Source organism: Myxococcus sp. CA005, assembly GCF_006518205.1.
Classification (GTDB): domain Bacteria; phylum Myxococcota; class Myxococcia; order Myxococcales; family Myxococcaceae; genus Myxococcus; species Myxococcus xanthus.
In genome coordinates this window covers 24,615-48,384 of the sequence record NZ_SRLV01000007.1, presented here as the reverse complement: position 1 = coordinate 48,384, position 23,770 = coordinate 24,615, and the positions used below count along the sequence as shown (strand labels likewise).

14 protein-coding genes are annotated in these 23,770 nt (G+C 68.0%); 10 read left to right on the top strand and 4 right to left on the bottom strand.

Annotated features, from left to right (window positions below):
• Positions 1-8 precede the first annotated feature (8 nt).
• A complete protein-coding gene (locus FMQ63_RS04770) occupies positions 9-6,473 on the bottom strand; it encodes a MupA/Atu3671 family FMN-dependent luciferase-like monooxygenase (protein ID WP_011554527.1) in 6,465 nt (2,154 codons plus the stop codon).
• A 357-nt stretch (positions 6,474-6,830) separates the two neighbouring features.
• Between FMQ63_RS04770 and FMQ63_RS04765 the strand changes: the two genes are divergently transcribed.
• The 8 genes from FMQ63_RS04765 to FMQ63_RS04730 all read left to right on the top strand — a co-directional run bounded on the left by FMQ63_RS04765 (position 6,831) and on the right by FMQ63_RS04730 (position 15,812).
• On the top strand, positions 6,831-8,198 hold the full coding sequence (locus FMQ63_RS04765) for an MFS transporter (RefSeq protein ID WP_011554528.1): 1,368 nt from the start codon (positions 6,831-6,833) through the stop codon (positions 8,196-8,198).
• Between the two features lie 172 nt (positions 8,199-8,370).
• The gene (locus tag FMQ63_RS04760; RefSeq protein WP_011554529.1) at positions 8,371-9,588 is read left to right on the top strand and encodes a glycoside hydrolase family 19 protein; all 1,218 of its coding nucleotides are present in this window, start codon (positions 8,371-8,373) and stop codon (positions 9,586-9,588) included.
• A 749-nt stretch (positions 9,589-10,337) separates the two neighbouring features.
• Positions 10,338-10,874, top strand: a complete 537-nt coding sequence (locus FMQ63_RS04755) for an RNA polymerase sigma factor (protein WP_225909347.1) — start codon at positions 10,338-10,340, stop codon at positions 10,872-10,874.
• Complete coding sequence (locus FMQ63_RS04750; protein WP_043612322.1) at positions 10,861-11,238, top strand: hypothetical protein; 378 nt, start codon at positions 10,861-10,863, stop codon at positions 11,236-11,238. Before FMQ63_RS04755 ends, FMQ63_RS04750 begins: the two co-directional genes overlap by 14 nt.
• The gene (locus tag FMQ63_RS04745; RefSeq protein WP_011554532.1) at positions 11,235-11,963 is read left to right on the top strand and encodes an ImmA/IrrE family metallo-endopeptidase; all 729 of its coding nucleotides are present in this window, start codon (positions 11,235-11,237) and stop codon (positions 11,961-11,963) included. The genes FMQ63_RS04750 and FMQ63_RS04745 overlap by 4 nt, the downstream gene beginning before the upstream one ends.
• 2 nt (positions 11,964-11,965) lie before the next feature.
• Positions 11,966-13,153: a hypothetical protein gene (locus FMQ63_RS04740; protein ID WP_011554533.1), complete on the top strand. Its 1,188-nt coding sequence runs from the start codon at positions 11,966-11,968 to the stop codon at positions 13,151-13,153.
• 12 nt (positions 13,154-13,165) lie between these two features.
• Positions 13,166-15,427: an ATP-binding protein gene (locus tag FMQ63_RS04735; RefSeq protein WP_011554534.1), complete on the top strand. Its 2,262-nt coding sequence runs from the start codon at positions 13,166-13,168 to the stop codon at positions 15,425-15,427.
• 82 nt (positions 15,428-15,509) lie between these two features.
• Positions 15,510-15,812 (top strand): hypothetical protein, encoded by a 303-nt coding sequence (locus FMQ63_RS04730; protein WP_011554535.1) that lies wholly within the window; start codon positions 15,510-15,512, stop codon positions 15,810-15,812.
• Positions 15,813-15,828: 16 nt separating this feature from the next.
• On the opposite strand, the gene FMQ63_RS37280 is transcribed toward FMQ63_RS04730, so the two are convergent.
• Positions 15,829-15,981 carry a hypothetical protein gene (locus FMQ63_RS37280; protein WP_167545717.1) on the bottom strand — a complete coding sequence of 51 codons (153 nt, stop codon included), beginning with the start codon at positions 15,979-15,981 and terminating at the stop codon, positions 15,829-15,831.
• 181 nt (positions 15,982-16,162) lie between these two features.
• On the opposite strand from FMQ63_RS37280, the gene FMQ63_RS04725 reads away from it, so the two are divergent.
• Positions 16,163-17,152: an endonuclease/exonuclease/phosphatase family protein gene (locus FMQ63_RS04725; RefSeq protein ID WP_011554537.1), complete on the top strand. Its 990-nt coding sequence runs from the start codon at positions 16,163-16,165 to the stop codon at positions 17,150-17,152.
• A 7-nt stretch (positions 17,153-17,159) separates the two neighbouring features.
• On the opposite strand, the gene FMQ63_RS04720 is transcribed toward FMQ63_RS04725, so the two are convergent.
• Positions 17,160-17,696, bottom strand: coding sequence for a YceI family protein (locus FMQ63_RS04720; protein ID WP_011554538.1), 537 nt, complete (start codon positions 17,694-17,696; stop codon positions 17,160-17,162).
• A gap of 397 nt (positions 17,697-18,093) precedes the next feature.
• Here FMQ63_RS04720 and FMQ63_RS04715 point away from each other — a divergent pair, with 397 nt between their 5' ends.
• Positions 18,094-19,509 (top strand): radical SAM protein, encoded by a 1,416-nt coding sequence (locus tag FMQ63_RS04715; protein WP_026113985.1) that lies wholly within the window; start codon positions 18,094-18,096, stop codon positions 19,507-19,509.
• On the opposite strand, the gene FMQ63_RS04710 is transcribed toward FMQ63_RS04715, so the two are convergent.
• Positions 19,502-23,764 carry an AAA family ATPase gene (locus FMQ63_RS04710; protein ID WP_011554540.1) on the bottom strand — a complete coding sequence of 1,421 codons (4,263 nt, stop codon included), beginning with the start codon at positions 23,762-23,764 and terminating at the stop codon, positions 19,502-19,504. The two genes, FMQ63_RS04715 and FMQ63_RS04710, sit on opposite strands and share 8 nt — an antisense overlap.
• Positions 23,765-23,770: the final 6 nt, after the last annotated feature.

Here is a 23,770-nt window from a genome sequence, read left to right as displayed (position 1 = left end):
CCGCGCCGCTACTTCCTGGCGCGCTGACGCTGACGCTTGAGGCTCTCCAACTGCCGCTTGGCCCGGTCCTGCGCGGCTTCCACCTGGGACTGCGCCGCCGCGGGCCCCTGCCGCGCGAAACGCGCCAGGGTGCTGATGGTGGGGTGCTCCAGCAGCTTCAGCAGGGGCAGGTCCTGGCCCAGCACCGACTTGAGCTGGGTGTGCACCTGCACCATCAGGAGCGAGTGGCCGCCCAGGTCGAAGAAGTTGTCGTGCACGCCCACCTGCTCCACACGGAGGACGCTGCGCCACACCTGGGCAATCTGCTCCTCCAGTTGCCCCTGCGGCGCCACGAAGGCCGCTTTCGCGGAGCGCACCACGTTCGGCGTGGGCAGGGCCCTGCGGTCCACCTTGCCATTGGGCGTCAACGGGAGCGCCGGTAGCTCCATGACGAGCGACGGAACCATGTGCTCCGGCAACCGCTGAGCCAGGGCGTCGCGCAGCGCGGACGCCTCCACCGTGGCGCCCTGCGCGGGCACCACGTAGGCCACGAGCCGCACGTCGCCGGGCACATCCTCGCGCGCCACCACCACCGCCTCGCGCACCGAGGGCTGGGCGGTGAGCGCCGCCTCGATTTCCCCCGCCTCGATGCGGAAGCCACGCACCTTGAGCTGGTGGTCCACACGGCCGAGGAACTCCATGGTGCCGTCGGGCCGCCACCGTGCGCGGTCCCCCGTGCGATACAGCCGGGCCCCGGGCTCACGGGCCCAGGCATCCGGAATGAAGCGCTCCGCCGTCAGCTCGGGCCGGCCCAAATAGCCACGCACCACGCCCGCGCCGCCGATGTACAGCTCACCCGCCACGCCCACCGGCGCCGGCCGCATCCGTGCGTCGAGGACGTACAAGCACGTGCGCAGCAGTGGCGTGCCAATGGAGACGACGGCCGCCGTCTCCTCCGGGGTCACGCGCGCCGTGGAGGACCAGATGGTCGTCTCCGTGGGGCCGTACATGTTGAGCAGCTCGGCGGACTCCGGCAGCGCCTTGCGCAGGGACGCGGCCAACGCGCCCGGAAGGGCCTCGCCGCCCACCATCAGCCGTTGCAGGCCGCCCAGCGCCTCGACGGACTCGGGCTCGGACAGCAGCGCGCGCGCCAGGGACGGCGTGCACTGCAGGTGCGTCACGCCGTGCTCGCGGAGCTGCTCGGGAATCGTCTTCGCCGTGCCCGCGCGGCGGCTGTCCCGCACGCAGCGCTGCCGCACTTCGTCCAGCAGCGGCAGGCTGGCCAGCACCGTGTCTGCGGGAATACCGAAGTCGATGAGGCACCCCACCTCGTCCACGCCCAGAGAGTAGAGCTGCCCGACGCGCTCGCGCACCGAACGCGGCGTGCCGAACAGGCCGCTCGTCTCGAAGTAGCGGTCGAAGGCATGGCCGGCGAGCCGGTCCAGGTCCGCCTCCGTGGCCGAATCCATGTCGATGCCCAGCGTGCTCCCCAGGCCGCGCATCAGGTCGGCCGAGCTCTTGAGGTAGTTGCGGAAGGGCTGCTCCACCACCTCGCGCACCTTCGCCATGTCCTCGCCGATGAAGGTGTGCAGCATGAGGGTGACGTGGCCCTCGCCCGCGTGGCCCGCGTCGCGCCAGGCCTGACGGTAAAGTGACAGCTTCTTCTCCAGGTCCTCCCACGTCTGCCCCAGCAGGTGCGTGAGGATGTTGCACCCCAGCCGGCCCGCGGTGATGAACGTCTCCGGGTTTCCCGCGGCGGTGAGCCACACGGGCAGCTCCGCCTGCACGGGACGGGGGCGCAGCTTCACATCCACCTGCGCGCCGCCGCCGCCCGGGAAGCGCACCGTCTCCCCACGCCACAGCCGGCGCACGGTGTCGATGCCTTCCATCATCAGCTCACGGCGCTGCTCGTACTTCTCCGGCGCGAAGACGAAGTCATTGGCATGCCAGCCGGAAGCGACGGAGATGCCCACGCGCCCGCCGGACAGGTTGTCCACCAGGGACCACTCCTCCGCCACGCGCACGGGATGGTGGAGTGGCAGCACCACGCTGCCCGCGCGGATGGCCACGCGCTTCGTCACGGTGGCGACAGCCGCGCCCACCACGGAGGGATTGGGGTACAGGCCGCCGAAGGCGTGGAAGTGGCGCTCCGGCGTCCACACCGCCGCGAAGCCGTGAGTGTCCGCGAACTTCGCGCCCTCCAGCAACAGCCGGTAGCTGCTCTCCCCGCGCGACACCTCCGCGTCATCCGCGAAGTAGAACAGGCTGAAGTCCATGGGGCGCTTCCGGGCCCCCGCGGCGCGAGCGGGCGCCTTGAGCGAAGCCCCCTCCCCTTGCACCACCACCTTGAAGCCGCGGGTGAGCGTCCACAGCAACTCCAGGACGGAGATGTCGAAGGAGATGCTGGTGACGGCCAACCAGGCGCCCGCGGGCGAGTGGCCCACGCGCACGTCCATGGCGGCGAAGAAGTTGGCCACGCCCCCATGCGGTACCACCACGCCCTTGGGCCGTCCCGTGGAGCCCGACGTGTAGATGACATACGCCGCGTTGTCCGGCGTGGTCCCCAGGGCCAGCGGTGACGCCGGCATCGCCGCGTAGGGCTCCGCCGTATCCAGCAGCACGGTGTGCAGGCCGGCCACGGGCAGCGTCCCCGCCAGATGGGACTGCGTGACGAGCACGCGCGCGCCCGAGTCCTCCAGCATGTACGTGAGCCGCTCCCGGGGATAGTCCGGGTCCAGGGGCACGTAGGCGCCGCCCGCCTCGAGGATGCCGAGCATCCCCGCCACCATCTCCACCGAGCGCTCGGCGCACAGGCCCACGCGCACCTCGGGGCCCACGCCCAGGCCCCTCAGATGCAAGGCCAGCGCGGACGCACGGCGCGCCAGCTCCGCGTAGGTGAGCGTCCCGTCCTCGGCGACCACCGCCACCGCGTCGGGCGTGCGGGCGGCCTGCTCACGGAACTGCGCGTGGATGCAGTGCGAAGCGTCCTGGGAGAGCGGCGCCGTGAAGTCGTTCCAGCGCTCCAGCAGAGAACGACGCTCCGCCTCGTCGAGCAGCGGCAGGTCCTCCACACGCGCGTCCGGAGCAGCGACGATGCCCCTCAGCAACGCCTCCAGGTGTCCCGCGAGCCGCGCCATCGTCTCCGCCGAGAAGAGGTCCGAGCGGTACTCCAGCGCGCCCTCCAGCCCTCGCGGCGTCTCCACGACGGCGAGCTGCAGGTCGAACTTCGCCGTGCCCTCCACCGCGCCGTCCGGCACGGGCAGCACCGGGCGCCACTGCATGCCCGGCACGTCCATGTCCACCGGCGGCAGGCTCTCCAACACCAGGTTCGCCTGGAACAGCGGGTTGTCGCCGCCACGGACCGCGCGCGACGCGCCCACCACTTCCTCGAAGGGCAGGTCCGCGTGCGCCAGGGCCTCGTGGAACGTGTGGCGCATGCGGCCCAGCAGCTCCCGGAAGCGGGGCGCGCCGGACACGTCCGCGCGGAGCACCAGCGTGCTGGCGAAGAACCCCACCACGTCACGCAGCTCGGCCCGGTCCCGCTGCGCGAAGATGGTGCCCAGGCCGAAGTCGTCCTGACCGCTATAGCGGTGCAGCAGCGCCGCCCAGGCCGCCGCCAGCGTAACGAAGAAGGTACAGCCCTCACTCCGGCCCACCGCCTTGAGCGAATCCACCAGCTCGGCCGGCAGCGCGAAACGGTGGAGCGCGCCGCGGAAGCCCGGCTCCCGGGGACGCGGGAAGTCCGTGGGCAACTCCAGGCGCGGCAGGTTCTCCAGCTTCCGCGCCCAGTAGGCACGCTGCCCGTCCAGCGCGCCGCCCAGCCCGCGCTGCCAACGTGCGTAGTCCACGTACTGCAAGGCGGGCGCGCCCAGCGACGCGGCGGCGCCAGCCACCTCCGCGCGGTACAGCGCGGCCAGCTCCCGGGCCAGGACGCCAATGGACCAGCCATCGGTGACGATGTGGTGCTGGGTCATCAGGAGCACGTGCTCCTGGTCCTCCAGCGCCACCAGCGCCGCACGCACCAGCAGGCCCTCTGAGAGATTGAAGGGCGCCTCGCCCTGGGCGCGGGCCAACTGATTCAGCCGCGCGTCACGCTCGGCGGGCGACAGCGCCCGCAGGTCCTCGCGGGCCACGTCCAGCGGACGCAGGGGCGGCAGGAGCTGGCGCGGCTGACCCTCCACTTCGGGGAAGGCCGCGCGCAGCACCGCGTGACGCGACAGGAGCCCTTGCAGCGCGCGCTCCAGCGCGGGCACGTCCAGCGCGCCGGAGAGCCGGAGCTGGAAGTGGACGTTGTACAGCGCGCTCTCCGGCACCAGCCGGTCCAGGAACCACAGGCGCTGCTGACCGGGAGACAGCGGCAGCTCTCCCTCCAGCGAGCCGGCCTTCAGCGGCGGCGCGGCGGGCGCGGCGGAGCCCTTCCACGCGTCCACCAGATGCGCGGCGGCGGTCCCCAGCGTCGGGTGCTGCCAGAGGAAGGCCACGGGCAGCGACACACCGAGTTCCTCTTCCAGCCGGCCGTGGAGCTCCAGCGCCATCAGCGAGTCGAGCCCCAGGCTGGCCAGCGACGTCTCCGGCGCCAGGGACGCGGGCGCAGCGCGCAGCACCCGCGCGGCCTCCACGCGGAGGAAGTCCACCAGCAGCGCCGGACGGGCCTCCTCGGACGCCAGGGCCAGGCGCTCGCGCAGGGGCGCGGACGGCGTGGAAGGCACGGCCTCCGGCACCGGAGCGGCCTCCTCGCCCGACACCTCCACCACCTCCAGCGAGCCCGCCAGGAAGCCATCACGACAGGCGCGGCGCTGAATCTTCCCGCTCGATGTCTTCGGAATGCTCCGGGCCTGGAGCAGCACCACCGTGTGCGCATGCACCTGGTGCTCATCGGCGAGCGCGCGGCGCAGGGCGCCCACCACCGCCGCGCCGTCGAAGCCTTCGCGCACGTCGACCTCGGAGACCACCACCAGCCGCTCCTCCCCCTCCACGTCCACGGAGAAGGCGGCGCTGCAGCCGGGACGCACCGCGCGGTGCGCGCGCTCCGCGGTCATTTCCAGGTCCTGCGGATACAGGTTCCGACCCCGGACGATGAGCAGATCCTTGAGACGGCCGGTGATGAAGAGCTCGCCCTCCGGCGACAGGAAAGCCAGGTCACCGGTGCGGAGGAAGGGCCCCTCGCCGTTGGCGAGCCGCGCGCCGAAGGCATGCGCCGTCTCCTCCGGACGATCCCAATACCCACCCGCCACGCTGGGGCCAGCGACCCAGACCTCACCCACCTCGTTCGAGGCCCGAGGCACCCGCGTCTCCGGGTCCACGATGAGCAGCCGCTGGTCCGGCGCGCCCTGACCGGAGGACACCAGCGTGCGCGCCGTGGGCCCCTCCGCCGCGTCGGACGCGGGCTTCGCGCGCCCCAGCTCCAGCGAGCCGGTGTCGTAGCGCTCCTGCACACAAGGCGTTCCCTTCACGCCGCCGCTGACGATGAGCGTCGCCTCTGCCAGGCCGTAGCAGGGATAGAAGGCCTCGCGCCGGAAGCCAGCGGGCGCGAACGTCTCCGCGAAGCGCTCCATCGTCTCGCGCCGCACGGGCTCCGCGCCGTTGAAGGCCAGGTCCCAGTGGCTCAAATCCAGACGGGCCACGTCTTCGGCGCGGGCCTTTCGCGCGCACAGGTCGTACGCGAAGTTGGGTCCACCACTGACCGTCCCCTTGAAATGGGAGACGGCCTCCAGCCAACGCAAGGGCCGCTGAAGGAACGCGATGGGCGACATCAGCACGCACGGGAAGCCCAGGTAGAGCGGCTGCAACACCTTACCGATGAGCCCCATGTCATGGAACATGGGCAACCAGCCCACGCCCACCGAACGCTCCGCCTGCAACCCGAAGTCACGCGTAATCAACGACTCGTTGTGGAGGATGTTGGCGTGGCTGACCTTGACCCCCTTCGGGTTGCCCGTGGAACCCGACGTGTATTGCAAGAAGGCCAGCGACTCGGACGTCAGGTCCGGGCGCTTCCAGTCCGCGGCCTCGGCTTCCGGCACCGCGTCACTGGCAATCCACTGCAATTCACCCAGCTCGGGAGCCTGTGGCGTGAGGAACTCCGCCATCTCCTGGATGGTGCTCGTCGTCAGCACGTAGCGCGCGCCGCAGTCCCGGGCGATGGCGCGAAGGCGCGGCAGCGTGCGCTCCAACCGCGTGGGGTCCGGCGGGTAACACGGCACGGCGATGACGCCGCCATACAGACAGCCCATGAAGCCCGCGACGAACTCCAGGCCGGGCGGATAGAGCAGCAGCGCCCGCTCCCCCTGCGCCCCCAGGGCACGCAGCCGAGCCCCCAGCGACCGCGCCCGTGAATCCAGCCGCCGGTAGGTCCACTCCTCCACCGGGCCGTCCACGTCTCCCGTCTCCAGGAAGCGATACAACAGCGCGTCGCCTTGAGACTCGGCGCGTTGACACAACACGTCCACCAGGGTGGGGAAACGGTGAGCTCGCGGCTCGATGTGCTCGGTCATGTCTTCTCCTGCGCTGGACACGGCCCGGGTTGACACGCGGCCACGACATCCGGCTGAGCACGGAGAACCCCCCGGCAAACATCTTCCGGCCAAGGCCCCCCGAGCCAACATGCCGCTTCGCCCGGAAGAGGAAGCACGCTCGTACCTCGCTTGAGCCCGCCCCCTTGATACAGCGCAGCTTGTGCCACCGACATTGCCTGCTTGTCCATATAAACGATAATAACGATTATTACAGCGATAGCGGTTCCTGATAAAAAGAACGCGGTATCCAGGTAGACGTCCTGGCCGTGCTCACGAAGACTCTAGCCATGCATCTGACACCGAGCGGCGCACGCCCGCGGAAGGCCCGCTGACGGCATGGCATTCTCAAGCAGGAACGTCGTCACGAACCCTGCCCGGGTCTTCAGTCTCATCTGGCTGGGTCAGCTCATCTCGTCACTGGGGACGGGACTCACCCAGTTCTCGGTGGGTGTCTACGTCTACCAGAACAGCGATTCCGTCACGGAGTACTCGCTGGCGTCGTTCTTCGGGTTCCTCCCGATGGTGCTGCTCGCGCCCGTCGCGGGCTCCATGGTGGACCGCAGCAACCGTCAGCGGGTGATGCTGCTGGCGGACCTGGGCGCGATGACAGCCATCGGGTTGATGTGGTGCTTTGTCGCGGCGGACCGCGCCGGGCTGTGGCCCCTTCAAAACTGGCACTTCTATCCCCCCCTGGCGATGAGCGCCGCCTTCAGCACCTTCCGCGTCCTGGCCTTCTCCACGGCCACGCCCCTGCTGGTCTCCAAGCAGAACCTGGGCCGGGCCAACGGCATGGTGGAACTGGCCATGAGCGCGGGCCAGCTCCTGGGCCCCGCGATGGCGGGCGTGCTGGTGGTGCGCATGGGCTTGCAAGGCGTGCTGCTCATCGACCTGGCGACCTTCCTCTTCGCGGTGGCCACGCTGCTGAGCGTGCGCATCCCCCAGCCCGAACCGGACGCCGCGCGGACCGAGCCCAGGAAGTCGCTGTGGACGGACATCGCGCTGGGCTGGCGCTTCATCCGCGAGCGCCCCGGCCTGCTCGGATTGCTGGGCTTCAGCTCCGCCGTCAACCTGATCACCGTACTGGTGACGGTGCTCATCACCCCGCTGGTGTTGAGCTTCACGGACCCGACGACACTGGGCCTGGTGGTGTCCTGCTCCGGCGTCGGCATGGTGGCGGGTGGAATCACCATGGGCGTCTGGGGCGGCCCGAAGCGGCGCATCCTGGGCGTGCTGGGCGCGGAGCTCGTCGCGGGCGTGGCATTGCTGGCCGCGGCGCTCCCCGCCAGCGTGTTCGTCGTCGCCTGCGCCGCCTTCGTGTTCATGTTCACCGCGCCGGTGGCCATGGGCTGCTCGCAGGCCATCTGGCAGAGCAAGGTGCCTCCCGCCATCCAGGGACGGGTGTTCGCCACGCGCCGGATGCTCGCGCTGGTCGCCCCGCCCGTCGCCGCGCTGCTCGCGGGCCCGTTGACGGACAAGGTCTTCGACCCCTGGATGGCGCCGGACGGCGCCCTGGCCAACACCTTCGGCCAGGTGCTGGGCACCGGCCCGGGTCGAGGCATCGCCCTGCTCTACGTCGTCCTGGGCCTCCTGCTGGCGGGCTGCGTCATGCTGACCGCGTCCTCCCCGCGCGTGCGCGGCGTGGAAGACGAGCTCCCAGACGCGTTGCTGCCCCAGGGTCTCCCCGCGGCGCAACAACAAGCCTGAGCCGCCGCGGCGCGTCCGCTGGTCAACGCTTCGCGCCCAGCGGCACTGTCAGCTTATTCTTGATTTACAGACTGCCGTACAGTCCTTGCGGCTCCGGCCCCCCGGAGCCAAGGCCTCCGCCCGCCCCAGGCGTGGCGCGCCCGAGAAACCCTCGACCGCAAGGAGCACAAGCATGTCCGGCAAGTTCGTGTCACGCAGTCTGGCCCTGCTGGGAATCTGTGGGGGCCTGAGCGCCCTGGGAGGCTGTGGCGACGCCGAGCCAGTGCCCGCCGCCCTCGAACCGGTGGGCCAGGTGGAAGGCGCCGCCATTGTCGACACCATCACCGAAGGCACCTACGTCATCCGCTCGGTGATGACGAACAAGTGCATCGACGTCGCCTCGTCGAGCACGGCGGACGGCGCCAAGGTGCAGCAATGGGATTGCAACGGCACGAATGCGCAGCGCTTCCGCGTCACGCCCACGTCCGGGGGCTACTTCAGCATCATCAACGTGAACAGCAACAAGGCGCTCGACATCAAGGAGGCGAGCACCGCGGCGAACGCGCTGGTCCACCAGTGGGGTTATGGCGGCGGAGCGAACCAGCAGTTCCGCTTCGTGAAGGAAGTGGGCAGCGAGTTCAGCATCCGCGCGCGTCACACGGACATGGCCATTGACGTGTACTGGGGCAACACGGCCAACGGCACGGAGCTGGTGCAGTACCCCTACGAGCAGCGCACGAACCAGCGTTGGACGTTCGACCGCATCGACGGGGGCGGTGGCAACCCCGGCACGGGGCTGGCCGCCATCCTGAGCGAGTCCACGTTCAACGCCATGTTCCCGAACCGGAACCCCTTCTACACGTACAGCAGCCTCATCGCCGCCGCGAGCACCTTCCCGGCCTTCGCCAACACGGGCTCGCTGGAGACGCGCAAGCGCGAGGTGGCGGCCTTCTTCGCCAACACGGCCCATGAGACGGGCAACTACGTGTACGTGGAGGAGATCAATCGCGGTGACTACTGCGGCTCATGGGGGCCGCCGGGCTGCTACTGCGTCGCGGGCAAGAAGTACTACGGACGTGGGCCCATCCAGTTGTCCTGGAACGGAAACTACTGCGCCGCCGGCGCCGCGCTGGGGCTGCCGCTTCACACCAACCCGGACCTGCTGGCCCAGGACGCCAACGCCTCGTGGCGCTCCGCGTTCTGGTTCTGGACCACGCAGGCCGGCGCCGGAACCATGTCCGCGCACCGCGCGATGGTCGACGGCCACGGCTTCGGTGAGACCATCCGCACCATCAATGGCTCGCTGGAGTGCAATGGTCGCAACCCGGGCCAGGTGCAGAGCCGCATCAACAACTATCAGCACTTCACCAACATGCTCGGCGTGAGCCCTGGCGGCAACCTGGGCTGCTGAGCCGCGTCACCAAGGTGGGGATGGATCGCACCTCCACCTCACGCCGAACGCCGGGCGGCCTCCTGCTCCAGGCCGCCCGGCTCCAGCACCTCGCCCCGGCAGCACCCACGTCCGGAACCGGGCAGCCCCCTGCCCCGTCTCCCGAAGGAACGCGCTGCCGCGCCTGACGGCGCTCCCCGCGTCGGCCGCGCTCCCGGAACGTCCCCCCGAGCCGCCCTGGGTTGCATCGGACAACGCCAGCATCCGCCCCGAAGAGTGCAGTTGAGGGATGGGTCTGTCTTTACCACCTGGGTGGTATGGGCAACGCGCGTCAAAACTCCTGAGCAATCCGTGTCTCGCGAATCCCCTGCTCCCCTCCGACCGGGATGGCAGGAGACCACGCAGTGCATCACAACATCAGACGCTGAAGCAGGGTGTCTTCGCAGACGCCGAGTCTGCGACGACCTGCGCGTTGGCAAACCTGACTCGCCCAAGCCAGCGAACGGAGCCCAGGTGCATTCGCTCCACTGTCTGCATTACCGTCCATGAACATACCACCCGGGAGGTACAGACATGCAGCGCGCCTGCCAGGAACCATTTGGGTGGCGCAGATGCATGTTTCCGTCGAACTCACCAGTGCGGCTCCGAAGGAGCACATGCGCGCACGTATCGAGCGCGTCCACGGAAACTTCCGATGAGGAGTCAGGATGGGAATTCCAACACGAGACGAGGACGTCGCGTTGCATGCGCGCATCCTCCAGCGAGAGTCGGTGGCGAACGTGGACGCATTTGCGGTCTTCGTCGACCCCATCATCGCAGCCGTGAAGTACGCCCGAGGATGCACCCACGAAATGGCCCGTGACGCCGCCATCGACGTGTTGCTCGACTACCTCGAAGCCCCCGAGCGCTTTGATCCGCAGCGAGGTCGCCTGTTCTCCTACCTGGCGCAATCCGCGAAGAACACCGTCACGGACTGGCAGCGCTCGGCGACGAGGCGGCAGGCGCGTGAAGAAAAATTCGGCCTCCTTTTCGAACTTCTGGGGAGGTCTCCGAAAGACTGTTTGGAGCAATCCGCGGAGGTGAAGTGCATCGTGGAACGCATCGAACAATCCGACCTCTCCCAGGTGGACCGCGCGTTCCTCGGACTCATGCTCCAGGGAGAACGGTCGACCCAGCGGTTCGCCGAGGTACTCGGCCTGGGTGCGCTCCCCGCAGTCGACATCCAGCGCGAAGTGAAGCGCAACCGTGACCGCATCATGAAGTGGCTGGTGCGCTTTGGAAGGGAGGTTTTCGGTGACGAATCCTGATTGGCTTGAGACTGCGGCCAGGCGGAGCACGGAGAAAGCCTGGATGCTTGGCCATGCGTTCGAGCGTTACCGCGCGATTGAAGGCATCACCACCACTGACCTCGCGAACCAACTGGGTTGCTCGCTGGAAGAGCTTCACTGGCTGTCCCTCTGCCGACGTCCCGTTGGCGCTTCTTTTGCCAGGCAGACCATCGCGGTCGCTCAGCGCTTCGCGGTCAACGAGCGGGTCCTGGTCCGAGTGCTTCGACACGTCGAGGTCATCGACGCCCTGACATCCGATAATGAAGGCGAGGCAATGACCGGCGCCAGTCGCATCCAAATCGCGGCCAGGGACCGCATTCGTGACGATGAGGATACTCCATGATGGGTCGTTGGCTGGATGAGGCCATGGCCATCAGTGGGCTCCAGGAGTGCACTTCCTATCCACGCGACCTGGCCGAAGAGGCCCCCTACCAACTGTCCGTGGAGACGGTGCCCATCCCCAGGCTCACGACAGCGCACGTGGCGGCGTGGACATCGAAGCGGAAGGTTCCACATCCCATCTCCGACACCCACCGGGAACTCTACGGGTGCATGGTCGCCTGGAAAGGGAGCGCCCTGCTCTTCCACGACACCGGTGACTCGGAGGATGAACAGCGCTTCACCGTGGCACATGAGGTCGCGCACTTCGTGCTCGACCACGTGATTCCCCGCGAGCGAGCCCTGCGCTACTTCGGAGAAGGAATCCTCCCCGTCCTCGACGGAAAGCGAAACGCAAGCCTGGAGGAAAGACTGTCCTCGGTTTTCGGGCAGGTCCCACTGGGCGTCCAGGTCAAGCTCATGGACAGGAACCCGTCCGGGCACCTTGCCTCCGGAGCCACTGCGGAAGCCGAACGGCGTGCCGACCGGCTGGCGCTCGAGTTCCTCGCGCCAGCAGAGCTCGTGCGGCGGATGCTCCGTATCACCCCAGGAGAAGACGGCGTCCTGCGGGTGGCCCGCCGCTTCGGTCTCCCTGAAGACAAGGCCAGGGGCTATGCCCGCGCGCTCATGCGACAGGAGCGCGCTCAGCGATTCTCCATCATCGAATTTCTTGGCGAAGACAGGAGCTAGGCATGGCGGGTGGTTTTCACGCCGAAGACGGAGCGGATCTCGTCGGTGACGACGACTTCGTCGACGCGTTTGGAGAGGATCTGCTGACGACGCTCAACCTCGACACATGGTCGCAGGGGCTCGACCTGGAGAGCGTCATGGCGCGGTTCCGAAAGGAAATCGCCAGTGCCGTGGACAAGGAGGGCGTCGTGAAGAAGATCATCCGGCAACAAGTCCTTCCGAAAATCTCCGCGAACTCTCGCGGTGGTGCCAAAGAGGCTGGGGTCTACAGGGCCACGCCCGAAGAATTGGCCACGGTCCATCAGAGCCTGCTCTTCTCTGGGAAGGTGGAGGCCGTCAACAGCATCTCGACGAGTCACGAGAGCCTGCCAATTGGAATCACCCAGATTGGAATCGCCGCGGTGGGTTACGGAGGGACGAGCGGAACATTTTCTCAGCGACTGTTCCGGAAGGAGATGTCGGACCAGCGTTCGAATCCAGTTCAAGAGGCACTCGCGTGCATCGACCAGCGGATGGACAGGTCGGCCAGTCCTCGCGAGAGGTCGCTCTCCAAACTGGCTCGTCGCGGTATCAAGACCTACGCCGAGCGGGCCGTGCTCGTGGACAAGTCCGAAGCGGAGTGGCGTATCGGGCATGGCAATCCATGCGCTTATGAACTGATCACGGGCTCGGGTTACATGAGCCTCCTGCGCGAATCCATCAATGTGCTCAGGCGCCTCATCCTCCAGCAGAAGAAGTTCGTGTTCGTGCCAAGCACGCTCGAGGAGCGGGGCATCCTGACCATTGGTCATGCGCTCCAGGCTGGCGAGTACGTCATCTTCGAAACGCTCGAGCGCTATGGGAGGCGGGTCATCGAGCAATGGAAGTACGGGGACCGCAGCCAGAACTTCGCGGCGAGGTTCGTGCAGGAATGCTGCCCCGAAGTCATCTCCGGTGTGTTTCGCGCATCCGAGCGAACCCCTCCTCGCTCGTTCTATGCGCATCGCGACCACGTCCACCTCGCGGCGCGAGTCGCCATGGCCGACAGCATCCTCCGGCCCGATCGGGGATTCCCCATGCTGCTCGACGTCGCGGAAGCGTCGTGCCGGAGCGCCTTCGGTGAGGATGGGTTCATGGGCCTCGTGCATGACGCCTATGCCCAGGCAGGAGCCAACCTCGAGTTCTTCAACGAGCACAGCAAGCGCCATTAGGCCAGGGGGACCATGAGCATGGCTGACGACGGCAGGGGGCAACGCGCGCCGGGTGCCGGGACTTTCCGGGGACAACCCGCCGCATCAGGACAGGCTGCGACCCGGTCTGGTGGCGTGTCGGAGGATCCAGGCAATTGGGGCGATCCACCGCCCGGCCACCGCGCGGCGGGAAATGGACCGTTCAGGCCAGAGGCGAGGCCCACCAACGGGCCCACACGCCCCGTCCCCATGCCAGGCATGGGCGTTGGCGGGCCGCCGCCCGGGAAGAATGGTCAGCACCGCGCTGTCCCCACGGCGGCAGCACCTGTCATGAATGGCAAGGCCCCTGGGCCCGTGTCCCCGCGGGAGCCTGACAGTGCGGTCGTTCGACCGACCCCAACAAAGACGCTGCACGAGCTCGACGAACTCAGGAACCAGGCCCATACCGGTCCCCAGGTGGATCCAGAGCTGGCAGCGGCGGTGGGATTCACCCACTTCGACGTCACCTCCAGCCAGGACAACCTCATCACCGTGCTGCTCACGCGTGAGGATTTGCACCTGCTCGCGTCCCAGACGCTGGTCCGGGTGAGGTCGAGGGAAGACAACCGCGCCTACCTGGGCGTCGTCGTGCGGGGCCCCTTCGCGGAACCGAACGCGGTGCCCGCCAACTCCACCATGGCCATTGGCGTGGTCACCCACGGCAAGAAGCTGGCGTACACATTCGACTATCACGGGCGCGCGGAGATTGAGATTGTCGGAGAGGAAGTCGAAGGCACGCTGAAGCCTCCCCGCTTCCGGCCCCGGCCGCAGAGCCCCGTCTTCCTGCTCGACGAGGCGGAGAGCGCTCGCGTGCTGGGCGTCGGCGGCGACATGTGCCTGGGGCTGGTGGTCGGGTACGAAAAGATGGAGGCCCGGCTCAATCCCCGGGACAAATCCATCCTCCCACGCCACACGGGCATCATCGGAACAACCGGCGGCGGCAAGTCCACCACGGTGGCCACGCTCATCCACCGAGCCCAAGCGGATGGCATCGCGACCATCGTCTTCGACGTGGAGGGTGAATACACGCACGTGGACCAGCCCACCGACCATGCCGCCATGCTCGAGGCGCTCAAACGGCGAGGCCAGCGTCCGCAGGGCGTCAAGGACTTGCACATCCACCACCTCACCGGGCGCGACAGCCTCAATCCGCGACACCGGAACAAGCACGCCTTCTCGCTCAAGTTCTCCAGCCTGTCTCCGTACGCGCTCGCGGAGATTCTCGACATGTCGGACGCACAGCAGGAGCGGTTCCTCAAGGCCTACGACGTCACCAAGCTCTTGCTCGAAGACTTCAACATCTACCCGCAGACGGAAGAAGAGCGCCGCCAGGTCCTCGACGTGGACGAATTGTCCACGGGCTTTCCCCACATGACCATCGACCACGTGCTGGACGTGGTCAGCGCGTACATCTACAGCCTCAGTGACGAAGGCAAATCGGAGACGCGTGGAAGGTCACGCGCCACCCCTCGGAAGCAGGCGTCCCTGCTCGAGGAGAACGACGACGCGGAGGCCGACCCGGACGTCACGGCCAAGGCGCCATCGCGCGGACTGATGCTCCGCACCGAGTTCAAGAGCAACTTCGGCCGGGTCATGGCGCGCGTCATGGCCCAGAGCAGCCGGCACGAAATCAGTTGGAAGGCCCTGGCCAGCAAACTCCACCGGCTGCGGCGCCTGGGCATCTTCGACGTGGGTAACGAGCAAGGCGTGGCCTATGAGTCCATGCTCACACCCGGGCGCGTCTCCGTCATCGACCTGTCGGACACGGACTCACCGCAGCTCAACAACCTGGTCATCGCAGACATCCTGCGAGGCCTCCAGGAAGCGCAGGAGCGACGCTACGAGCGGGCCAACGCGAAGGACCAATCGGTCACGCCGGTCCTCATCATCATCGAAGAGGCCCACGAGTTCCTCTCCGCGAACCGAATTGCCCAGATGCCCGTGCTCTTCGAGCAGGTGGCGAAGATCGCCAAGCGGGGCCGCAAGCGCTGGATGGGGCTCGTCTTCGTCACCCAGCTTCCACAGCACCTGCCCAACGAGGTGCTGGGCCTCATCAACAACTTCGTCATCCACAAGATCGCCGACAGCTCGGTCATCTCGCGCATGCAGAAAACCGCGGGCAGCATCGACGAGAGCCTCTGGAACCGGGTGTCACGGTTGGCCCCCGGTCAGGCACTGGTGTCGTTCAGCAACTTCACCCGGCCGCTGATGGTCGCGGTGGACCCCGCACCGGTGAAGCGGCTGTTGGTGGAGTGACACGCGCCCCGCGTTTCTTCCTCCTGACACCTTGGGTGCGGGGGGATTGGACGCGTGGGCCAGCCCTGGCCAGAAAGCGGACATGAACCGACGCATGAAGGCCGCGCTCGCGGCCGTGGCCCCGCTGCTCCTCACGGCTTGCAGCGGAACCTCCGACGATGACGGCGATGCTTGCGCACAGGTGCGGGTGTTCGCGCGGCCTGCCTCGGGCGACGCGGAGTGCCGGAGCTTCGCGACGCCGTGCGACGTGCCTCAGGGGTACGTCGAATGCTGCGGTGCGTTCCATGGCGATTGCGTGTCGACGGGGACACGGTGCGTGGACGACCCGCTGGATGCCTGCTCGCCTGGCTCGGGAGCAACGGACTGCCCCGGCATCTGCCAGTGACGCCGGCCGCGGGAGACTACGGCGTCTTGTTCTTCTCGCCGGAGGACCTCGACACGTCCTGTCCCTCCCTCTTCCGGTAGCCCCAGGTGGAGCTCCACATACCGGGCCCAGTGAAGATAACGGTGATGAGCGTCATCACCGCTGCGCCGATCAGAATCTCGACCACCATGCCGCGCACTCCCCTCCGCACGAACTGTCCGTACGGTAATCTCGAAACCCACCGCCGTGCGTTTTCATGTCGTAACGCTCAACAGTAAGCAATGCGCGTGAGATTAGGACGCCTCCTAGCGACGGCAGCGTCCTGCCTGCCTGCCCGCGCCAGGGCCGCGATGGGGTAGTCTCACGGCCCCATGTCACGCCCCCTTCCCTCTGCGTCGAGGGACCGCAAGCGCCTCCGCGCCGCGGCCCTGCTGGCCGCCCTCTTGTCGCTGTCCGCCTGCGAGGGGCGTGAAACACCACCGGGGCCGAATGAACCATGTGTCGGGGCTGCCTGTGGACCGCTGCAACCGCCCGACACCGCGCTCGAAGGCAGTGTGCGCATCGCGACCTTCAACGTGCAGCGGCTCTTTGACACGGTGTGCGACTCCGATGCGTGCGGCGGCAGCAACTATGAGGCGCTGCCCACTCCCTCCGAGTTCGGTCTCCAGGCGGACCGGCTCGCGTCCGCCATCTCGCGACTGAACGCCGACGTGGTGCTGTTGGCCGAGGTGGAAACCCAGGCCTCGCTCGACGCGCTCACGTCACGGCTCCCCCGCTTCGGCTATTCGGAGCTGGGCGAGACGGGCGCCGCGGCGTCCGTGGACGTGGCCGTCCTCTCTGTTCACCCCATCACCGACGTCCGCGGGCATCGGGAACGCACGCTGTGGCGCCCGGATGGCTCCGCCACCCGGTTCTCCCGCGAGTTGCTGGAGGTCCACCTGGACGTGGACGGGAAGAAGGTCATCGTCTTCTCCGCGCACTTCCGCTCCAAGTCCAATGACGACGCCGGGCGCCGCTTCGCCGAGGCCGTGGCGACGCGGGACATCGTCGCGGGCGCGGCCCAGGCGGCTCCAGACGCGCTCGTCGTCCTTGGCGGCGACCTCAACGACGTACCGGGCTCGGAGCCCATCACCGCGCTGGAGCGCGACGGCGCGCTGCTGCGCGTCTCCAGCGACCGGCCGGCCAGCGAGACGTGGACGTACACCTACCACGGCGACACCCAGGCCATTGACCACCTGTACCTGGCGCGCGGCGGGGGCACGTATGTGCCCGGCTCGTTCCGCGCGGCGAGGGACCCACGGGGCGGCTATGGCGGGTCGGACCACGCCGCCGTGTTCGCGGACTTCCTGCCCGCGCCCTGAGGCCGGCTCAGGCCGTCGCGGGAATGGCCTGGATGTCGAGCTCGAGGTCGATCTTCTCGCTGACGAGCCAGCCGCCATTGTCGAGCGTCTTGTTCCAGCGGATGCCGTAATCGGTGCGGTTGACGGTGGTGCGCGCCGAGTAGATGAGCCGCGAGTTGCCCCACGGGTCCTTCGACGTGCCGATGTGCCGGGCGTCGAAGGCCACCGGCTGCGTGACGTTGCGGATGGTGAGGTCGCCCAGGAGCCGGAAGCTGGCACCGCCCGCGGGTTCAATCCTGGTACTGCGAAAGGTGAGCTTGGGCGCGGCGTCGGCGTCGAGGAAGTCCGGTGAACGCAGGTGCGCGTCCCGGTCTGACGAGCCCGTGTAGATGCTCGCCGTTTCCACGGACATCTCGACTTCACCCTGAGTGGGCTGCTCGGGATTCACCCGGAGGACTCCGGAGAAACGCTCGAAGCGACCGTGGACTCGCGCCACCACCATGTGGCGCGCGACGAAGAGGACGGACGAGTGGGAAGCGTCGATGTTCCAGGTGCTGACAGTCATGGGAGGGCGCTCGGCGGATGAGGGGGGCGGGGAACAACTGGTGCGCGCCGGGGGGCGCAAGCGGACCCTGACTAGATAATGACCCACTCATTGAAACTCCATGCACACGGTGTGACGAAGCCGGATGCACGATGAATCGCGCGCGAAACACGACAGTCTGGAACTTGCGATGGCTCCGTCTCATCCTTCCGCTTGAGCGCGTGTTGCGGGGTGTGGAGTGGACGTCCCTGCATCGCCCGCGTCGCCGGCCCCCGACATCAAGCCGCTGTCATTTTGCGTGAAGCTTGAAACGGGGGGATTCTGCTTTCACGGCCAGGCCGGGGGGAGCCGAACCATGTGACAAGTGCTCCTTGCCGCACCGTGGCCACGCCGCCTCGTCTTGGAGCCACGTCATCGCATGCGGATTGCCGTCATCGCCACGTACACGCACCCCACCCGGCTGCGCCTCAAAGAGCCCTCCATCATGCAGTCCTCCGTGCCGGAGCTCATCGCCGGCCTGTGCCCGCCGCACGTGGAGGTGGAGATCTTCAACGAGAAGGAGCGCGACATCCCGATGGACCGCCACTGGGACCTCGTCTTCTTCTCCTACCTGCACTCCTTCTACGAGCACACCAAGGTGCTCTCCACCCTCTTCCGCCAGCGAGGCATGACGACGGTCGCCGGCGGCCGCCACGCCAGCTACTTCCCGGACGACGCCCAGCAGTACTTCGACGCCGTCATCACCGGCGAGCCCGAGGCCAACGTTCCCGCGCTCATCGAGGACTTCGAGAAGGGCCAGCTCCAGCCGCGCTACCAGCGCCCGCCGCTGGGCCCCGCCGCCATCCGGCCCTACCGCTACGACCTCATCGACTTCACCCACAACAAGCTGCGCCTGCCCGGTATCGAGGCCTCACGCGGCTGCCCCTTCTCCTGCAACTTCTGCGTCCTCACCGGCAACGAGCGCTACCGCTATCGCCCTGTCGCCCACGTCATCGACGAAATCCAGCAGCACATGCACTGGAACCCCAACTTCATGGGGCTGATGGATGACGCCTTCGTGTTCCTCGACAACAACCTCGGTGGCTCACCGAAATACCTGCGCGAGCTGTGCGAAGCCCTCATCCCGCTCAAGAAGACGTGGGGCTGCGCCCTCACCTTCAACGTCCTCAAGGACGAGTCGCTGGTGAAGCTGATGGCCAAGGCGGGCTGCCGCTACGTCTACACCGGCCTGGAGTCCCTCAACCCCGACTCCATCAAGGCCATGAACAAGGGCCAGAACAAGCTGAGCGAAGTGGACGCCGTCATCCGCCGCGTCTTCTCCGCCGGCATCCTGTTGTCCTTCGGCCTCATCGTGGGCTCGGACGGAGACACCAACGCGTACCTGGAGAAGCTCCCCGAGTACCTCTCCGACCTCCAGTACTTCTCCGTCACCTTCCTGGGCATCGTCTGCCCCTATCCGGAGACGCCCTTCTTCCGCGAGCTCCAGGCAGAGAATCGCCTGCTGCCAGGCACCTTGAGCCGCGACTACGACGGCTACACGCTCTGCCACCGTCCCAAGAGCCTGGACACATCAGAGGTGGTGGAGCACTTCCACCGGCTCTGCGCGCAGCTCGGCAGCCTGCCCAACATCGCCCGCCACTACTGGTCCAAGCTCACGATGAGCGACATGCCCCGGTACAAGCAGACCATCCTCTTCTCCGGGCCCGAAATCGTGAGCATCCGAAACCCGGTGAAGAACACGGCACGGCGCTACATCGCCGGGCAGGACGCCCTGGAGTACTGGGACACGCAGCAGATGGCCCAGCTTGGCCTTCAGCCGCAGCGGCTCACGTGAGCGCCGCCGCCAGCATCGGCGCCGTATCCTGAGGACCGGACGCCAGCCGCTCCACCCGCCGCAGCTCCGCCTGCGCGTCGATGGCGGTGAAGATGCCACGCGCACGGGCGAGCAACGCCGTGCGCCGGTGAGGCAACGCCGCCGCCGCATCCAGGTAGGCCACACCCGTCTCCCAGCGGTTGGGCGTGGCCTCCAGCACCTCGAGCGCGCGGTCGAACAGCGGCTCCGCGGCCTTCGCGCCCCGCTTGAGCGCCTTCGCACGCGCCATCACCCGCATGGCCGGGCCGCGCAGGTATGGATAGAGCGCCCCCAACGCCCGCGCCTTGAGCGCGCAGCGACGGTAGAGGGCCCACAGTTGCTCGCGCGGCACGGAGACAGCGCCCTGCTCCAGCGCGAAGAGCGCGCCCTCCGCCGCGTCCACGAGACCAATCTGGAGGAAGGGCACCAGCACGTGGTAGCGCCACAGCGCCTCGTCGGCGCGCACCGCCATCAGCGCGGCTTCCTCCACCTGGTGCTCGCGCACCGCCACGTTGACCAGGTGATTGAGGCTGGCGCACTGATTGGCCAGGTCCTGGACGTCGATACTGATGCGCAGGCCTTCCTCCAGCTCCGCGCACAGCTCCCCCACATCCCCATCACCTCGCAGGTAGCGACACATGGGGACCCAGGCGTGGGACCAGCCCTGGTGCATCAGCGCGTTGAGCTCCACGCCCACGCGGCCCATCTCGAGGTACGCACGCTCCGCATCCTGGAAGCGCGAGGCCAGGAACTGGCTGGTGGCCAGCATCATCAGGCCCGTCTGCACCTCCCACATGTCCCCCACCTGCCGCAGCAGCGACACCGCCTGCTCGCCGTACTCGGTGGCGCGGGCCTGCTCGTTGGTGAAGATGGACTGCGTGGCCAGCCGGCTCAACGCCACGCCCTCCGCCGCCGTATCCCGCGAGCGCCGCGCATGCTCCAGCGCGCGCTGACACCAGTGCCCCGAGCGCCCCACCATCCCCGAGCCGAACAGCAGTGAGCCGTAGTAGCTGGTCGCCAGGCTCAGGCCGTACTCACTGCGCGAGCGCTCCGCCATCGTCGTGGCCACCAGCGTGGCCCAGGTGAGCTTCCCGATGTCCGCGAAGTAGTAGATCTTGATGAGCGAGATGAGCGTGGACAACTGCTTCAGGTACAGCGGCAGCCGCGCGCCCAGTGGCCGCACCAGCCAGGGGAACAGGCCGTAGAGCAGGTGCAGCCCCATGGCCAGCACCGAGCGCAGCACCAGCGCCGCCATGCTCCGCGGCATCGTGCGCCCCATGAGCTCCAGCGCCGTCTCCAGCTCCTGGATGGCGCGCTTCGACTCGCCCTTCTCCTGGTGGGCCCGGCCCAGGCCCAGGTGAATCTCCGCGCGGCGCGGCACCTGCTCCTCGTCCGCCAGGCACTGCTCGAACATGAGGATGGCACCCGCGTAGTTGCCCGCGTTGAGCAGGGTCTCCGCCAGTTCCTTCATCACGACGTGCGTCTTGCGTAGGACCTCCTCCGGGTCCAACGCCACGGTGCCGCCCAGAATCTCCATGGCCCGGTTGTAGTGGTGGACGGCGTCGTCGTTGGCGTACTGCTCGCGCGCGCTGCGCGCCGCCATCAATGTGTACTCCAGGCCCTTCACCTCGTCATTTCCAGCCAGCGAGTGGTAGGCCAGGATGCCCGCCGACTTGACGGGGTTCTCCCCGGCGCGGGCCTCGATGAAGCGCGCCATGCGCCGGTGCAGGTCCTCGCGCGCGGACACCAGCAGCGTGGTGTACGCCACGTCGCGGATGACGATGTGCTTGAAGATGCAGGTGAAGGGCTCCTCCAACTCCAGGAGGATGAGCCCCAGCCGCGTCAGCGTATCGATGGCCTCGCGAATCCGCTCCGGGGACACCGAGCCGGGCGCCAGCGCGGCCACCGCCTCCAGCGTGAAGATGCGGCCCACCACGGAGGCCACGCGCACCACCAACTTCTCCGTCTCCGTGAGCAGGTCGATGCGCGCCAGCACCACGTCCTGGATGGAGTCCGGCAGCTCCAGCCCCTGGAGGCTGCGCTTGAGCTCCAACCGCTCGGCGCCCGGCGCCACCGGTCCCAGATAGCCCTTCTCCACCATCCCCTGGACGATGGACTCGGTGAAGAACGGGTTGCCCTGCACCTTGGCCAGCAGCAGGTCCTCCAGCGCCGTGTCCGGCGTCTCCATGCGCAGGTGCAGCCGCAGCAGCGCCCGCGTGTCCTCGTCATCCAGGCTGGACAAGTCCAACCATCGCAGCCCGGGCAGCCCCTTGAGGCTCTTGAGGTGCTCGCCCGGCCGCATCGTCACCAGCAGCGTCACCCGCAGCGGGGACAGCCGCGCGGCGACGTACTCGATGAGGTCGACGGAGATGTTGTCGGCCCAGTGCAGGTCCTCGAAGAAGAGCAGCACCGGCGTCTGGCGCGACACCTTCTCCAGGAGCTGGAGGATGATCTGGAAGAGCTTCTGGTTCTTCCGCCGGGCATCCAGGTCGCGCGTGAGCGGTGACTCCTCCACGGGCAACCCCAGGATGCCCGCGAGCACGGGGATCCATTCCGGCCCCGTGTCCTCCAGGCCCGCGAAGCCCTGGCGCAGCTGGGACAGCTGCGTCTCCACGTCGTCGCCTTCGTGCAGTCCGAAGAGTTGGACCAGCACCTCCTTCCACGGGAAGAAGGGCGTGAACATCTCGTACGAGTAGCAGATGCCGTAGAGGCTGTGGGCCCCCCGCGCCTCCGCCACCTCCACCACCTTCGCGCCCAGCCGCGACTTGCCGATGCCCGCTTCGCCCGACACCACGCAGATGCGGCCGTGGCCCTCCAGCGATTCGTCGACGGACTGGCGCAGCGCCGCCACCTCGCGCTGCCGGCCGACGATGTCGCCCTTCCCTTTGAGGAACAGGCTGCGGCGCACCTCCGCCGACAGCCGGTAGACAGGCACCGCGCGTGACACGCCCTTGAGCCGCGCGTCCTCCACGAACTCGGTGTCGAAGCCGCCCTGGTGCAGCTTGCGCTCCGTCTGCGCGTCGATGTGGATGCCGCTGCCCTGCCCGTGCGTCATCAGGCGGGCGGCCATGTTCACGACTTCGCCGAGCGCGGAGTACCCCTTGCGCCAGGGAGAGCCCATGTCGCCGAAATAGGCCGGACCGGTGGCGATGCCAATCTGCAGCGATGAGACGAAGGGGAAGGACTCCCGCTCCCGCATCAGCTTGCACGCGAGCCGGCAGGCCAGCACCTCCTTGCTCTGCAAGGCCGTGGGCGCGCCGAAGATGACGTAGAGGACGTTCCCCTTGTCGGTGAAGTCCGTCATCAGCAACACGCCGCCGTGGTGCGCGCTCTCCCGCTGGACGTATTCGTAGAAGGCGTTCAGGTCGCGGGTGAAGTCCTCCGGCCGCGCGGACGCGCGCTGGCTGTCGAAGCGGAGGAAGAAGCAGGTGACGTCGCGGAAGTCGCCGCTGAACTCCTGGTGCGCCGTCGTGATTTTCGTGAAGAGCACCGGGTGCAGCAGCAGCGAGCACCGGGCCACCATCTCCGGCCCGGAGGGCAACACGAAGCCGGGCGCTGGAGGCACGCGCAACGGCACGGTGGGCGCCAGGCGGTACGCGTTGCCGCGGGTCTCGCCTTGACGGGCCGGCTCCGGCAGCAGGGCCCACGCCTCCGGGCTGAGCAGCACCTCCCCCACGGTGGCCCGCTTCTCCGCCGCCACCGCCTGCGCCAGCGGCTGGCCGATGAGCGCGGGGTGCATCCACATGCCCGTGGCGCCTAACACCACCCGGTGGGCTTCGCCGAACCCGATGCCGATGCGCGATGACACGCTGAAGCGCTGGCCCAGCAACTCCAACTGCGCGAAGCGGGACAGCCGCTGCTGGACGTCCAACGCACACCGGGCCGCGCGCTGCACCGCGCCGCTGGCGTCCACGCCCGGCTCCACCTCGAAGCAGGCCAGGATGGAGTCACCGGCGAACTGGTAGATGTCGCCGCCGTGGTCCTTCACGACGTCGATCATCTCCGTGTAGTAGCTCGTCAGGAGCCGCTGGAGCGCATCGATGCCCCGGGGCCCGGCGCCGCTCAGGCTGACGACGATGGGCGTGAAGCCCGCGATGTCCAGAAGCAGGATGGCGCCTCGCACCGGCTCCACGAGCGGCAGCGCGTGCGCCTCCGTGCGCTCCAGACGCCGGAGCACGGCGCCGGGGATGTAGGGCGCCAGCGTCGCGAGGATGGGGTCGATGTCCACCGGAGACATGGCCGT